Raw genomic sequence first — 15,030 nt, 5'->3', positions numbered from 1 at the left:
TTGGGGGCAAGACTTCTCGTCGAGAAGTCTTGCGCAGTGGCCGGGTCAGAGCGTGTTCAGCCTGTCCTGCAGCGCGGCGTAGAACTGGCCAAGGTGTTCACCATCCGTCAGGGCGTGATGCACGTAGATGTTCACCGCCATGTCGAAGCCGTCGGCCTTGGGCACGATCTTGCCCCAGGAGACACGGGGGATGCAGTCCTCGGGGCCGGGCAGCGGGTGATCCAGCGCGGTGAAATCCAGCCAGGGCACACAAGACAGGTAGGCCACGCCGTCGCCCGCATCGGGTGTGGCGTTCAGCCCGGTCTTGGCGCGGACCGTGGCGATGGTGTTGCGCGTGGCGCGGTCGAAGGTGGCAAAATCCGGGTCGAAGGGCTGCAGGCTATAGGCAAAGCCACCGCTGTCCCGCGGCACGGTGAAGGAAAGTGCGATGGTGTCGTGCTGCACAACGGTGTCGCCGCGAAACCGCGTTCGCAGTTGCGGCACCGCCAGTAGGCCGTGGCCAATGGCGTAAAGGCAGCCGATGTAGGGCGACACGCCTTGCGGTTTGTTCACGGTCATCAGCCGCGTGACATCGACGCGGCAGGTTGTGCCGTAATGCGGCTGCGCGTAGGCGCGGAACCAGCGGAACGTCTCGGTCCTGTCCCAGGTTGAAAGGTCGATGGGGGTGGCGGTCATACTGGCTCCGTACTGGTACGCGGGGGAGAATGTCCCGAGTGGCGGTCGAGGGCAACCGGAAGGGCCGCCGGTTTGCGCGGCGAAACGCCGGTCTGCGCGCGTTTGCAGACCCTGCCGTGCGGCGTTCACCTTTTTCTCGGGGAAATAGTGGATTATGTTCCCTGACAAAGAAGGAGCACTCCCCCATGACGCGCCCCGTCGTCGGTATCATCGGCAATTCTCATCTGATCAACGACCAGTACCTTGCGCATGCGGGCGGGGCGATGAATTCCGAGGCCGTGGCGCAGGTGTCGCATTGTCTGCCACTGCTGATCCCGGCGGACCCCCGGCTGGTCACGGTCGAAGAACTGCTTGAGGTCTGTGATGGCTTCCTGCTGACGGGCGGTCGACCGAACGTGCATCCCGAGGAATACGGCGAGCAGTACACCGAGGCGCATGGCGCCATGGACCGCTGCCGCGATTCGATCACCTTGCCGCTGGTGCGGGCCTGCGTGGACCGGGGCCAGCCTTTCATGGGGATCTGCCGTGGTTTCCAGGAGGTCAATGTCGCCATGGGCGGGACCCTGTACCCCGAAATCCGCGACCTGCCGGGCCGGATGAACCACCGGATGCCTCCGGACGGCACGCTGGAAGAGAAATTCGCCCTGCGCCATGCGGTCAAGCTGACCGAGGGCGGCGTGTTCCACAAGCTTTTCGGGGCTGCCGAGGTCATGACCAACACGCTGCACGGGCAGGGGATCAAGGCGCCCGGCAAGCGCATCGTGATCGAAGGCCACGCCCCGGACGGGACGCCCGAGGCCATCTATGTGGATGGGGCGAAAGGCTTTACTCTTTCGGTGCAATGGCATCCGGAATGGGATGCCGCCAACGACCCGGTTTCGCGTCCGCTGTTTGAGGCCTTTGGCGAGGCTGTGCGCGGCTGGTCCTGCGCGAAGAAGTCGGGTGGCTTGCTGAAGACTGCCTGACCTGCGTCGTACCCAGTTTCGGGCTTGCACGGGGGCGCCGCCCCCTCGGCCTTCGGCCTCACCCCCGAGGGTATTTAGGAAACCAAAGAAGCGTAATCCGCTACTCGGCAGTCGTGCGGCCAACACGCCGGGGGGGCTCCGGCCCCCTGTTCTTTGGTTTCAAAAATACCCTCGGGGGAGGCGCTCCGCAGGAGCGGCGGGGGCAGAGCCCCCTGCGAACCATGGCAAAGGCTTATCTTTCAGGGCTTGAACGCTGACTCCATCTCGCGGCGGATGCGGGCGGCGGGGGTGGTCTCGTCGATCTCCACGTCCGTCCAGCGCAGGCTCTGGCCTTTGGCCACGTTGGTTTTCATCTTGACTCCATGGGCCAGCCCGATGGGCAGACCGCCGATGTCCAGCGAGTTGGCGGCGGGCAGGAGTTTGCCCCAGACCGTATAGCCGCCTTCGCCATCCAGCACCTCGCCTGCCTTCAGATCGCGTTTTGCCGTGGCGACCACGTCTCCGGTGAAGCCCTGCGTCGCGCCCGTGGGTTTGTTCAGCAGGGCGGCGGAGAGGATGGAGATGTTCAACTCCAGCCCGATCAGGTGGAAAGGTTTGTACATCGCCGAATAGCGCCCCGTGCTGTCCGTGTTCATGCCGTATTGGCGAAAGCAGGCGGCGGCGTAATCGTTTGGGGCCTCGATCACCACGTAGACGCCCCAGCGCAGGTCCTTGTGCACCGGCCGCCCGTCGCGTTCCACCGAGGTGACCACCTCGACCTGGCCCTTGCGTTCCAGCTGGCCGCCGACCGCGCGGGGGCGCAGCACATGGGCGAGGTCGTCCATCCCGGCAGGCGGAAAGAGCAGCCCGTCCGAAGGCGGTGTCAGCCCCGTCGCATTGGCAATCGCGGCCATTTCCAACGCGGATTTCGTGCCGTCCAGGAAACTGTTGAACATCTGCGGGTTCATGCCCGCCTTCGCCGCTTCCTCGGCGGTCAGCCCGTAGTGGTCCCAGATCGTGTCGGGGGTGGAGGCATGATAGGCGGGCAGGTACTTCGTGCCTTTGCCCGCCGCGACCACCTCAAAACCCGTGGCGCGCGCCCATTCCACCATCTCGCAGGTCAGCGCGGGCTGGTCGCCGTAGGCCATGGAATAGACCACCCCTGCGGCCTGCGCCTCGCGCGCCAACAGGGGACCGGCGAGCACGTCTGCCTCGACGTTGACCATGACGATGTGGACACCGTTGCGGATCGCGGCGCGGGCATGGGTCAGGCCCACCACCGGATTGCCGGTCGCCTCGACCACCACGTCCACCGCACCGGAGGCGATCATCGCTTCGGCGTCGTCGGTATACCGCGTGGCAGCGATGCGCGCCTCGTCCCAGCCGACGGCGGCGCAGGCGGCGCGGGCGCGGTCGGGGTTCAGGTCGGCGATCACGGAGACGGTCAGACCCGGTGTTGTCGGCACTTGGCTGAGGAACATCGAGCCGAACTTGCCCGCGCCGATCAGCCCGACGCGCACGGGGTTGCCTGCGGCCGCGCGCGCCGCGAGCTCGTGATAGATATACATGGAGTCCTCCCGCTGGGCCGGGTGTTCCCCGGCTCTTTCGCGGGCAGGTTGCATGGGGCCTGTTAGCGCTGTCAACTGTCCAGCATACGGACAGGGGGCGGGGTCAGGCGGCCTGCGCCTCGGCGGCGAGGATCTCGGACATCAGCATCTGCGCCTCGGGTTTCTTCAGGCAGATGCGGGCGGTGTCGCCGTACAGCGTGTCATCCGCTTCCAGATGCGGGAAGGCGGCAAACAGCCCGGTGCGCTGGTCGGCGTCGAGGTTGCGCAGTGCCTGCGGGCCGACAAAGAAGCTTTCGGTGGCCACGCCCTCGGCGGTGATGACCTGATGGCGGTCGAACGCGAGGTGAATGTAGGTCACTTCGCGGCCTTCCTGCCGGGTGATGCCGGGGAAGCCTTCGAGATGGGTCGCGGCGACAAAGACCTCTTCGGCACCGAACAGCAGCTCGGTCTCGTAGCCTTCGATCAACATGCGGTGCTGCGGCGAGACCAGCAGCGGGCGCGGATCCTTCAGCGCCGGATCGGTGGGGAAGGTGCGGGGCGCGATGCGCACCGGGGCGGTCTTGCCCTTCGCAAGGCGACGCGACTGTCCGACCCAGCGCAGCGGCTGCGGGCCGTCGTCGCGGGTCAGGACCAGATCGCCGGGGAGAAGGTCGTCGATCACGCGGTAGCCGGTGGGGGTCAGGATGCGCGTGCCGGGGGTAAAGCAGATCACGCTGTCGATGTTCGAGAAGCTGACCAGCGTACCGTCGTACATCTGCACGGTGCCGGTGAGTTCGCCGCCGATGTCCGAGGTGATGACCATCGTGCCACGGTCGGCCAGACCCGCGAGGTCCAGCGTGTCGCCGCCGGTCTGGCCCAGCGTACCGCCTTCGATGGTGATGGTGCCGGGACCGGCCTCGGCCAGGTCCACCAGCGTGATGGTGTCGTCGCCGTCGCCCGCGTCGATGGTGTCGCCCAGTGCGGCATAGATGAGGTCATCGCCCGTGCCACCGAGGATGCTGTCCGCGCCCAGACCCCCAAGAATGGTATCATCGCCCGCGTCGCCGTTCAGGACGTCCGCGCCATCGCCGCCGTCGATCAGGTCCGCGCCATTGCCGCCAAAGACCGTATCGTTGCCCAGGCCCCCCAGCACGGTATCGTTGCCGCCACCGGCCAGCATCGAGTCGTTGCCCTCGCCACCGTCGAGGCTGTCCGCCCCGGTGCCCGCATCCAGCGTATCATTGCCGGTGCCGCCCAGCAGGGTGTCGTTGCCGATCCCGCCCGAGAGGTAGTCGTCATCAGCGCCGCCATCGACGAGGTCGTTGCCGTCGTCGCCGTACAGGCTGTCGTTGCCCGCAAGGCCGCGGATCGTGTCGTTGCCCGCGCCGCCGTAGATGACGTTGGTCCAGAACCCCTCGGCGTCGGTGCCCTGCGCGTCGTAGCCGGTCAGGCTGTCGTCGAAGGCCGAGCCGATGATGCCGTCGACGGTGCCGTCGGTGGTGTCGCCGGTCGCGTCCCCACCCGAGAAAGTGCCGTTGGACAGGTTGACCGTGACCGCCGAGGCAGACCCGGCGTAGGAGGCAAAATCGATGCCCGACCCGCCTTCGAGCCGGTCCGCGCCGGCGCCGCCCTCAAGTGTATCACCGCCGGTGCCGCCGTTCAGGGTGTCGTTGCCCAGCCCACCGAGGATCAGGTCCGCGCCCGCGTCGCCGAACAGCACGTCATTGCCCGCACCGCCGTCGATGGTGTCCAGCCCGTCGCCGCCATTGATCGAATCCGCGCCGTCGCCGCCCCGGATGGAATCGTCGCCTGTCGCGCCCTGGATCGTGTCGTTGCCGGTGCCACCGTCGATGGTGTCATTTCCCGCGCCACCCTCCAGCACGTCGACCCCGTCGCCACCCAGCAGCGAATCCGCGCCGTCGCCGCTCAGCAGCGTATCGTTGCCCGCGCCGCCATCCAGCGTGTCATTGCCGGTCTGGCCGAGCAGGCTGTCATTGCCTTCGCCGCCGAGAAGGCTGTCATTGTCCGCACCGCCGTCCAGCGTGTCGTTGCCCGCTTCGCCGTAGATGGTGTCATTGCCCGCGCCGCCGAGCAGGCTGTCGTTGCCGCTGGCGATCGGGATGGCTTCGAACTGGACGTCGGTCAGCCAGATGCCCTGGGTGTTGCCTTGCAGGTTGCCGTAATCGATGACGATGGACTTGACCGGGCCAGCGATCTCGATCAGCGCCGAGCCACCCGCGTCCTGCGTGCCCTCGGCGACTTGCCCTGCGGTGATCGTGTTGCCCGACAGGGTGTCGTTGGCGCTGACGGTGATCGTCACCGGCACCGCGTTTCCAAAGGCATCGAAGGCGGTGACCGTGATCAGGTCGGTGTGGTTGCCCGCGCCCCAGTCGATGTCGTTGATGCGGAACGAGACGTTTTCCACCTCGCCCGAAACGGATGAACCAGCCGAGGCCGAGAAGGTCATCGTGGTCCGCGAGGTCGCGCCGTCGCCTTGTCCGTAAAGGAACAGCGAGGAGGTGTTGGAATAGGTTTCGCCCGCCGCCTTGTATTGTTGCAGGCTGGTGTCGACCTGGAAGGTCGGGTTGTTGTTGCCCGTCGACACGAAGCCCATCGTCACGTCGATGTCACCGGTGTCTTGCACGGCACCATTGGCGATGTTGCTGCCCGAGGTGCCGAACTGGTTCCAGTTCAGGTCGGCGGCGATGTTGGTCGGCGTATAGCTGCCGTAGTCGCCGTAGATCAGGTCGTTGCCGTCCTCGCCCGCAACCGTGTCATTGCCGCGCCCAGCCATGACGGTGTCGTCGCCCGCGCCCGAAAGGATGCTGTCGGCGCCGTTCGCGCCGGTCTGTTCGACCGTATCGCCCGCCACATCCGAAAAGTCCGGGTCGATCAGGTCGCCGCCGGTCGTCCCCTGAACGACGCCGTCCGGGAAAGCAGGCGTTCCGTTCGCGACGTTGACCTGAAAGGTGCCGTTCGGATCGCCGTAGAGGAAGTTGTTGGTCTCGTAGTTCTGCAACTCGGTCGAATTGCCCGAACCGTCCAGCACGGTGTCGTTCGCGCCGCCATCGGTCATCCCGGCCTGTGCGTTGCCCGACCCGCCATTGGTCCAGGTGATGTTCTGGTAGATGTATTCGACCGAGAAATCGCCGCCGCCCTGATCGGTCAGCACCACCTGAAAGGAGTTGCTGCCATTGCCGGAATAGGCCGCCACATTCAGCCATGTGATCGTGACGGTGCCGTTGGCGGGATCGAGGTCCCAGTAGATCTGCCCGCCGCGGTTCAGGTTCACGTCAGCCCAGAAGGGCGCCAGAAGCGGCGTGGTGGTGCCGGTCAGGTTCGGCTGGTAGGCGGTCTGCGCCGCGCCAAAGCTGATGACGCCATTGGTATTGATGTAGATGGAGTTGTAGGTGGTGCCGTAGAAGTTCAGCCCGTCGCCGAAGACAGAGCTGACATCGACGGCAATGGCCCCGTCGTCATTGTTGCCGACGGTCTTGGCCGTCGTGGTAAAGACGTTCTCGCCATACCCGGCCGGACCTCCCAGCCCGCTGACCATTGTTGCCATTGTCCTGCTCCATTTCCCAGGGTTTTCCCTGTTGTTGAAGAAATGGATACAGAGCGGCTGGGGCGGTCATGCGGAACAATTTAGGCAAATTCGCGGAGCATTGTCCGAATTGGAAACGGTGGGAAGGCTCGGAGGTTTGCCCGAAAAGGGCACGATATGGCTTATTTTACTGGGTTTCGACGTTCTGCGCGCCTTAGCCCGCTCGGCAACAGTTCACAATTCTGCCGCAAACTGGCGCGGAAACGGAAACGCCCGGCCTTGGAGGTTCCAAGGCCGGGCGTTTCCGTATCGTCACCTGTGGGGCGTCAGACGTAGAAGTCCAGCACCTTCTTCAGCGGCAAGCTGCGATAGCGCTCGCCCGTCAGGTCGAACAGCGCGTTGGCAAGGGCAGGGGCCGCGGGGGGCGTGCCCACCTCTCCGACGCCGCCGAGGTGCTCCTGGATTTCCAGGATGCGCACCTGTGTCTTCGGCATCTGGCTGATGCGCAAGGGCTCGTAGTCGGGGAAGTTCAACTGCTGCGCCGCGCCTTGGGAGAATGTGATCTCCTCCCCGATGGCGGCGGAGAGGCCATAGACCATGCCGCCCACCAGCTGCGCCTCGATGTTGTCGGGGTTCAGCGCGACTCCGGGATCGGCGGCGATCCAGGCGTTGCTGATGCGGATCAGCGGCTTGTGCGTCGCGGGATCGCTGCCCTCGGCGGGGCGCTTCGCCACGTCGCGCACCTCGATCACCATGGCGACCGGCGTGCCAAAGCTGTAGCACATGGCGACACCGCGCCCGACGCCCTCGGCGGTTTCGCCGGTCCAGCCGGACATCTCCTTGACGGCGTTCAGCACTTCCCATGCGGGCAGGAATTCGTCGCGGGTCAGGTCCATGCGGAATTGCAGCGGGTCAGCCCCGGCGGCATGTGCCATTTCGTCCATGAAGCTTTCCATGAAGAAGCCGTTGAACGAATTCCCCACCGATCGCCAGAACCCCACGGGCGGCAGACCCGGCACGGCAAAGCCCTGCGCGCGGTAGTTCGCAATCGCGTAGGGCTGGTTGTGCGTGCCCTCGGTGATCGAGGCATCCGGCCCGCCGGGGGCAAAGCCCGCCGCGCGTTCGATGGCCGGACCCAAAAGCGGCGGCGAGGAGACGCGGGCATCCAGCATGACCGCGCCACCGTCTTTCACCGCGCCCGCAAAGCGTGCAATGGCGGCAGGACGGAAGAAGTCATGCGTCATGTCCTCTTCGCGCGAGTAGGTCAGCAGCACCGGGCTGCCGGGCATCTCCTTGGCGATGCGGGTGGCATAGCGGGTGAAATCCACCTCGCCACGACGACCAAAGCCGCCGCCAAGGTAAGTGACGTTGAATTCCACGTCCTCGACGTCCAGCCCGGCCTCGTCCGCAGCCACGCGCTGGGCAAAGACCGGCATCTGCGAGCCGGTCCAGATCCGCAGCTTGCCGCCGTCGAACCATGCGTTGGCCGATTGCGGCTCCATGGGGGCGTGCGACAGGAAGGGCACGCGGTACTCCGCCTCGATGCGCGTTGTGCCCTCGGGCAGTTTCGACACGTCACCATCGTCGCGCAGCATCGAATCCGGTTCCTGCGCGAACCCGGCCTCCAGCGCCTGCGTGATGGCGGCGTCATCGGCGAGGTAAGCAGCCTCTTCCCATGTCACGGGGATCTGGTTGACGGCATTCTGCGCCACCCATGTGTTGTTGGCGATCACCGCCAGACCGTCGCCAAGGTCCACGACCTTCTCGACACCGGGCATCCGGCTGACCTCGAAGGCGTCGTATTCCCTGATAGCTGCGCGGGTGGGTGACAGGCGCAGGGCGGCGAATTTCTGGCCGGGCAGGCGGGTGTCGATGGCAAAGGTCGCGGTGCCCGTGGTCTTGGCCGGCACATCGCGGCGTGTCATGCGGTGGCCGAGGATCTTCCATTCCTCGCGCGGGCGCAGCTCGGTGTGCGGCGGCTCCATTTCGGCGGCCTTGGCGGCGAGCTTGGTATAGGGGATCTTGGTCCCATCCGGCGCGATGACCTGCCCCTTGTCGGTGACCAGTTCCGAGGGATCGACCTTCAACCGATCCGCAGCGGCGGCCACCAGCATCTCGCGCGTGGCGGCACCGACGACGCGCATCCGCTCGTATCCGTCCTTCATGGCGGTGGACCCGCCTGTCACCTGCATGGAAAACACCTTGCCCAGGAGGCCCAGCACCTCGCCCATTGATCGCTGGAACGACGAGGCGTCATAACCCTCGACCGCAGCGCCCATCATGGCCGAGTTGTAATAGGCCTGCGCGGGCGGGCCGTGGATGATGCGCACTTGGTCGAGCGTGACATCCAGCTCCTCGGCGATCAGCGCGGCCCAGGTGGTTTCGGTGCCCTGGCCCATTTCGGCGTGGGGCGACACCAGCGTGATCCCTTCGGCGTCGATCAGGACAAAAGGGTTGAGCGCGGTCTCGCCGTCCTGCGGCTTCAACGGGTTCGGCGCGGGCTTTGTGATGTACCACGCGCCAAAGGCCGCGCCGCCGACGATGGCAGCCGTGCCGATGAGAAAGGTCCTGCGGGCGATTTTTCCGATGCTGGCCATGTTATGCGCCCTCCGCCACGGATTTGATCGCGGCGCGGATGCGCTTGTAGGTGCCACAGCGGCAGAGGTTCCCCGCCATGGCCGCGTCGATCTCTGCGTCCGAGGGCTTGGGCTGCTCCGCCAGAAGCGCCGCCGCCTGCATGATTTGCCCCGACTGGCAGTAGCCGCACTGCGGCACCTGATGCTCGATCCAGGCCTGTTGGAGCGCATGCAGTTTGTCCGGCGTGCCCAGTCCTTCGATGGTCAGCACCTCGCCGTCCACATCCTCCAGCCGCAACTGGCAGGACCGCATCGCCTCGCCGCCCACATGCACGGTGCAGGCCCCGCAGGAGGCCACGCCGCAGCCGTATTTCGTGCCGGTCAGGTTCAGCTGGTCGCGCAGGACCCACAGAAGGGGCACGTCGCCCGGCAGGTCCACCTCGTGCGAGGTGCCGTTGACGGTAAGGGTGAAGGCCATGGGGACTCCTTCGAATCGCGTGATCCGGCCAGCGGGGCCGGTTTGCCTGTTGAATGCCGCATCGCGGCGGGATTGTCAGCCATGCCTGCGGATTTGTGCAAATGATGAACCGACGGGCGGCGAGGTCAAGCAACACTGCGGGACAATTCCCGCGTCCCTTCGCCGCTTGTGTCCCGGGTATGGACTGTCTCGGGCGCATTTCCCTTCATCTTGATCCAAATACCGCGGGGTCCGGGGCAGGGCCCCGGCGACGCGCGGTCGCATGGCCGCGCGCCGGTCGCCTGCGCCCAGCGCAGGCGAAACCCGTCACAAGGCGGTGCGCAGGTGCCAGAGGTCGGGAAACAGCTCCACTTCCAGCATGCGCTTGAGGTAGGACGCACCGGACGTCCCCCCGGTGCCGCGCTTCAAACCGATGACCCGCTCGACCGTGGTCACGTGGTTGAACCGCCATCGGCGGAAATAATCCTCCAGGTCCACCAGCTTTTCCGCCAGTTCGTACAGGTCCCAATAGGCCGCCGGATCGGCATAGACCTGCGCCCAGGCCGCCTGCAGCGCCTCGTCGGGCTGGTGCGGCACGCGCAGGTCGCGGTCCAGTGCGCGCACCGGGACGTCCACCTTCTGCGCCAGCAGCCGCACCGCCATGTCGTAAAGCGAGGGCTTGGCCAGCTCCGCCTCCAGCCGTTCCGCGATGGCGGGCTGATGTGCGTGGGGGCGGATCATGGCGGGGTTGCGGTTGCCGAGGATGAACTCGATCTCGCGGTATTGGTGGCTCTGAAAGCCTGAACTGCGTCCCAGGCTGGCGCGGAAGGTCGTGTAATCCGAAGGCGTCATGGTGCGCAGGACATCCCATGCGGAATTGAGCTGCTCGAAGACGCGGGCCGTGCGCGTCAGGCGCTTGAAGGCGGGCCGGGTCTGGCCCTGCGCCAGATCCGCGCGAGCGGCGCGCAGCTCGTGCAGAGCCAGTTTCATCCACAGTTCCGAGGTCTGGTGCTGGATGATGAACAGCAACTCGTCCGGCGCGTCGGAAATCGGGTGCTGCGCGGTCAGCACCGCGTCGAGGTGCAGGTAGTCGCCATAGGACATGTCCTTGTCAAAGGTCATCTGTGCGCCGTCGGCGGCGGGATCGTAGGGTTGTGTCATGTTAAGTCTCTCGTATCGGGCGGGGGCCGATTTTGCCTGGGCAAAATCGGGATAGGGGGCGCTGCCCCCGTCTGCGCTGTGCGCAGACTCCCCCGAGGGTATTTGTGAAACCAAAGAAGCAGGGGGTCAGGTGACCGCCTTGCGCGCCTTGAACTGCGGGTCGTCCCAGCTGCGGGTGGCGAGGATATCCGCCAAGGTCGCGGCAGCCTGGTCGATTTCGTTCTCGGACAAGTAAAGCGGCGTGATGCCGAAGCGCAGGATGTCGGGCGCGCGGAAGTCTCCGATGACCCCGCGCGCGATCAGCGCCTGCATGATGGCGTAGCCCTCGGGATGGCGGAAGGACACCTGGCTGCCACGGTCCTTCGGGTCGCGCGGGGTGGCCAGCGCGAGGTCGGTCTGCGCCTCCACCGCGGCGATGAAGCGGTCGGCCAGTTCCAGCGAGCGGGCGCGGAGCGCGTCCATGTCGACGGTGTCCCAGATGTCCAGCGCGGCCTCCAACGCCGCCATCTGGATCACCGGGGGCGTGCCGACGCGCATGCGGTCGATGCCGTTCCCGGCGGTATAGCCGAGGTCGAAGGCAAAGGGCGCCTTGTGCCCCAGCCAGCCTGCCAGCGCCGGTTCTGCCGTGTCCGCGTGGCGCGGAGCCACGTAAATGAAGGCGGGCGCGCCGGGGCCTGCGTTGAGGTATTTGTAGGTGCAGCCCAAGGCGAAATCGGCCTGACAGTCGGCCAGATGCACCGGGAAGGCGCCTACCGAATGGGCAAGGTCCCAGATGGTCAGCGCGCCCTTGGCGTGGGCCAGTGCCGTGAGCGCACGCATATCGTGGCGGCGGCCCGTGCGGTAGTCGACCTCGGTGATGAGCGTGACGGCGATCTCTTCGGTGACGTGTTCAGCGACGGCCTCCGGCGCGACCGTGCGCAGCTCATACCCCTCGGGGAGCAGTTTCAGCAGCCCTTCGGCCATATACAGGTCGGTCGGAAAGTTGCCTGTGTCCGACAGGATCACGCGGCGCTCCGGGTTCAGCTTCAGCGCGGCGGCGAGCGCCTGGAAGACCTTGATGGACAGCGTGTCGCCGATGACGGTATGCCCCGGCTCGGCCCCGATCAGCCGCCCGATGCGGTCGCCCAGCTGGCGCGGTTTTGCCATCCAGTCGCAGGCGTTCCAGGCGGAAATCAGGTGCCCGCCCCATTCCTGCTGTACGCACTGCGCCACGCGGGCGGGCGTGGCCTTGGGCAGCGGCCCAAGGGAATTTCCGTCGAGATAGGTGATGCCCTGCGGCAGATCGAACAGGGCGCGGGTTTTCGAGAAGTCGGTCATGAGGGTGTCCTTTGCGCATGACGGGAAGGCCCGGCCCCACGCAAGGGACGGGCGGTCAGAGGGGCAAAGTCGCGCGCGTCGGCGGGTCTGGCCTGCGGCAGGTGTATTGCATCACATGTCTCCTCCGGCGATCTGGATCGCCTGGCCATTCATGCTGCCGGAATTTTCGCCGCAAAGGAAGAGGGCGGCTTCGGAAACTTCTTCGGGACGGATCAGGCGGCCATGCGGGTTGACGCCGACCATCAGGTCGCGGGCCGCGTCGGCGTCCATGCCGGTGCGTTTCATGATGCTGTCGATGTTCTGAGTGACGATATTGGTGTCGACGTAGGCCGGGCAGAGGGCATTGAACGTGTAGGGCTTGCCGGCATAATCGGCGGCCAGCCCCCGGATCAGCCCGATCAGCGCGTGTTTCGACGCCGTGTATGTCGGCGCGCCCTTCAGTCCCTTCAGCCCCGCGATCGACGACACCGCGATCACGCGGCCCCAGTCGGTCGTGGTCATGGACTTCAGCGATTCGCGGATCGTCAGGAAGGCGCCGTCGAGGTTGGTCGCCATCATGTTGCGCCAGAAGGCCATGTCGGTCTTCATCAGGGCGCGGCCCTCGGCGATGCCTGCATTTGGCACGCAGATCTGGATCGGGCCACGGGCCGCGACGGTGGCGGCGATGCCGTCGACCACCGAGGCTTCGTCCTGCACGTCCATCTGCAAAGGGTGGATGTGGTCCGTCGCAACTGATTGCAGCGTGTCGAGACGGCGGCCGGTGATGGTGACCTCGGCCCCGGACTCGGCCAGCGCGCGGGCGATGGCAAGGCCGATGCCCGTGCCGCCGCCCGTGACGATTGCGTGTTTGCCTTGAAGCATGATGAACCCTCCCGTTTCGTTGCGGACTTTAAAGAGGTCGCGGGGCAGGGCAAGGCCGTGATGGCTTGGCAGTGTCATTCATGTATGCGAATGTGTGCGGGAGTTAAGGGAGGAGATTTCACCATGAAGACCGTGATAACGGTGACATTGGCGTTGCTGGCGGGCATGGCCGCGGCGCATGAGGATATCGCGGACAAGTATCCGCAGTCCGAGCTGTACAACAAGCCGGTGGAATTCATCCCCGGCGTCTGGACGGCCATCGGCGCGACGGCCCCGCCGACCTACGAGAACTCCGGCCATAACAATAACCTGTCGTTCATCGTCACCGGCGATGGCGTGGTGGTGGTGAACGGCGGCGCTTCGGCGCGGCTGGCGCAGGCCCTGCATGACGAGATCAAGGCGGTGACCGATCAGCCGGTCAAGCTGGTGATCGACGAGAACGGGCAGGGGCACGCAGTGCTGGGCAATTCCTACTGGCGGGCGCAGGGCGTGGACGTGCTGGGGCATGTCGAGACCATCGAGGTGGTCGAGAAGGAGGGCGATTTCCTGCTCCAAGGCATGATGGGGTACAACAAGGACAAGGCCGAAGGGACAGAGGTCGCGGTGCCGAACCTGTCCTTTGACGACGAATACGACGCGTCGATGGGTGGGGTGGAGATCAAGGTGCTGCACCTTGGCCCCGCGCATTCGCCCGGCGACACGCAGGTCTGGCTGCCGCAGATGGGGCTGGTGATCGCGGGCGACATTGCCTTTCACGAGCGCATGCCGCCGATTTTTGCGGACACCTGCACCAGTTGCTGGATCGAGACCTTCGAGGGGCCATTCATGGACCTTGGCGCGACCTATGTGATCCCGGGGCATGGACACCCGACCAACATGGCCTCGGTCACCGAGGGGACGGTGGGCTACCTGCATGACCTGCGTGACAAGATACAGGCGCATCTGGACGAAGGCGGCGACCTGGCCGGGGCCTATTACGTGGACCAGTCGCGCTGGACGCATCTGGACACCTTCGAGGAACTGGCGACGAAGAACGCGGGCCAAGTCTTTTCGGAGATGGAGTGGGAGTGATTTTGTCCCGGCAAAATCACTCCGGCGGGCAATCGCGGTCCTGGCACAGGACCGCCGCCCGCACGGTGCCATTCCCGGCGCAACTCTTGATCGCGTCCCAGCGCGATCATTCCGGCGGGCAATCGCGGTCCTGGTAGAAGGCCGCTGCCCGCACGGTGCTGGTTCGGGTGTGGCATCATGGCAGCCTTGTGTTCGAACCCATGCGGATGGCACCTTGGGCGCGCGGATTCTTTTTGGGGTGAACGCGTTGTCCCGAAGGGGGGCGGGGGGCTCTGCCCCCGTCTCCCGTGCCGGGAGACTCCCCCGAGGGTATTTGTGAAACCAAAGAAGCAGGGGGCGGGCATGGTGGATGCGGACAGCAAGTGGGATCGGTTCCCGGATTGGCCACCGGTGTGGCTGGCGGGGTTCCTCGCGTTGGCCTGGGCGCAGGCGAAATGGTGGCCGATGGGCGGCTTCGGCGATGGTCTGGCAAATCTGCTGGGCGGGGTGCTGTTGGGGGGCGGATTGATCCTTGCCGCGCTGGCGATCTTCGAGATGCGCCGGCATCGCACGACCTTCATCCCGCATCGCTCGGCGGATCGGCTGGTGACTTCGGGCATCTTCAAGCGGTCGCGCAACCCGATCTACCTCGGCGACGCGATGATCCTTGCGGGGCTGATCCTCTATTGGGACGCCGTGCTGGCACTGCCGCTGGTGCCGGTCTTTGTCTGGGTGATCGAGAAGCGGTTCATCGAAGGCGAGGAGCGGCGGTTGCGCCACAAGTTCCCGCGCGATTTCATGCGCTACGAAAAGGAAACCCGCCGCTGGGTCTGAGCGGCGGGACTGAAGGTGCAAGTCCGATGACTGGCTGAGTGTCGCCCGATTGCTGGCTCGATTA

At 65.7% G+C, this 15,030-nt stretch carries 11 protein-coding genes; 3 read left to right on the top strand and 8 right to left on the bottom strand.

All coding sequences use genetic code 11. The features are described from left to right. Positions 1-45: 45 nt before the first annotated feature. Positions 46-675, bottom strand: a complete 630-nt coding sequence (locus tag ACP16H_RS22590) for a CatA-like O-acetyltransferase (protein ID WP_425074490.1) — start codon at positions 673-675, stop codon at positions 46-48. 185 nt (positions 676-860) lie between these two features. On the opposite strand from ACP16H_RS22590, the gene ACP16H_RS22585 reads away from it, so the two are divergent. After that, positions 861-1,640 (top strand): gamma-glutamyl-gamma-aminobutyrate hydrolase family protein, encoded by a 780-nt coding sequence (locus ACP16H_RS22585; protein ID WP_425074489.1) that lies wholly within the window; start codon positions 861-863, stop codon positions 1,638-1,640. Between the two features lie 239 nt (positions 1,641-1,879). On the opposite strand, the gene ACP16H_RS22580 is transcribed toward ACP16H_RS22585, so the two are convergent. From ACP16H_RS22580 to ACP16H_RS22550, 7 genes are all read right to left on the bottom strand, one after another. After that, the gene (locus ACP16H_RS22580; protein WP_425074488.1) at positions 1,880-3,187 is read right to left on the bottom strand and encodes an NAD(P)H-dependent oxidoreductase; all 1,308 of its coding nucleotides are present in this window, start codon (positions 3,185-3,187) and stop codon (positions 1,880-1,882) included. A gap of 103 nt (positions 3,188-3,290) precedes the next feature. Continuing rightward, positions 3,291-6,731, bottom strand: coding sequence for a Hint domain-containing protein (locus ACP16H_RS22575; RefSeq protein WP_425074487.1), 3,441 nt, complete (start codon positions 6,729-6,731; stop codon positions 3,291-3,293). Positions 6,732-7,036: 305 nt separating this feature from the next. Beyond that, positions 7,037-9,307: a molybdopterin cofactor-binding domain-containing protein gene (locus tag ACP16H_RS22570; RefSeq protein ID WP_425074486.1), complete on the bottom strand. Its 2,271-nt coding sequence runs from the start codon at positions 9,305-9,307 to the stop codon at positions 7,037-7,039. A gap of 1 nt (position 9,308) precedes the next feature. Beyond that, positions 9,309-9,764: a (2Fe-2S)-binding protein gene (locus ACP16H_RS22565; RefSeq protein ID WP_425074485.1), complete on the bottom strand. Its 456-nt coding sequence runs from the start codon at positions 9,762-9,764 to the stop codon at positions 9,309-9,311. 306 nt (positions 9,765-10,070) lie between these two features. Next, entirely contained in the window at positions 10,071-10,904 is an 834-nt protein-coding gene (gene kynA / locus ACP16H_RS22560) for a tryptophan 2,3-dioxygenase (protein WP_425074484.1), read from the bottom strand. A 126-nt stretch (positions 10,905-11,030) separates the two neighbouring features. Next, entirely contained in the window at positions 11,031-12,221 is a 1,191-nt protein-coding gene (gene kynU / locus ACP16H_RS22555; RefSeq protein WP_425074483.1) for a kynureninase, read from the bottom strand. Between the two features lie 111 nt (positions 12,222-12,332). Next, positions 12,333-13,085 carry an SDR family NAD(P)-dependent oxidoreductase gene (locus ACP16H_RS22550; protein WP_425074529.1) on the bottom strand — a complete coding sequence of 251 codons (753 nt, stop codon included), beginning with the start codon at positions 13,083-13,085 and terminating at the stop codon, positions 12,333-12,335. Positions 13,086-13,205: 120 nt separating this feature from the next. Here ACP16H_RS22550 and ACP16H_RS22545 point away from each other — a divergent pair, with 120 nt between their 5' ends. Further along, positions 13,206-14,153, top strand: a complete 948-nt coding sequence (locus ACP16H_RS22545) for an MBL fold metallo-hydrolase (RefSeq protein WP_425074482.1) — start codon at positions 13,206-13,208, stop codon at positions 14,151-14,153. Between the two features lie 342 nt (positions 14,154-14,495). Beyond that, a complete protein-coding gene (locus ACP16H_RS22540; protein WP_425074528.1) occupies positions 14,496-14,966 on the top strand; it encodes a methyltransferase family protein in 471 nt (156 codons plus the stop codon). Positions 14,967-15,030 lie beyond the last annotated feature (64 nt).

Source organism: Sagittula sp. S175 (assembly GCF_049800975.1).
Taxonomy (GTDB): domain Bacteria; phylum Pseudomonadota; class Alphaproteobacteria; order Rhodobacterales; family Rhodobacteraceae; genus Sagittula.
Note: the sequence above shows the minus strand (reverse complement) of the source record. Positions and strands in the feature narration are given on the sequence as shown.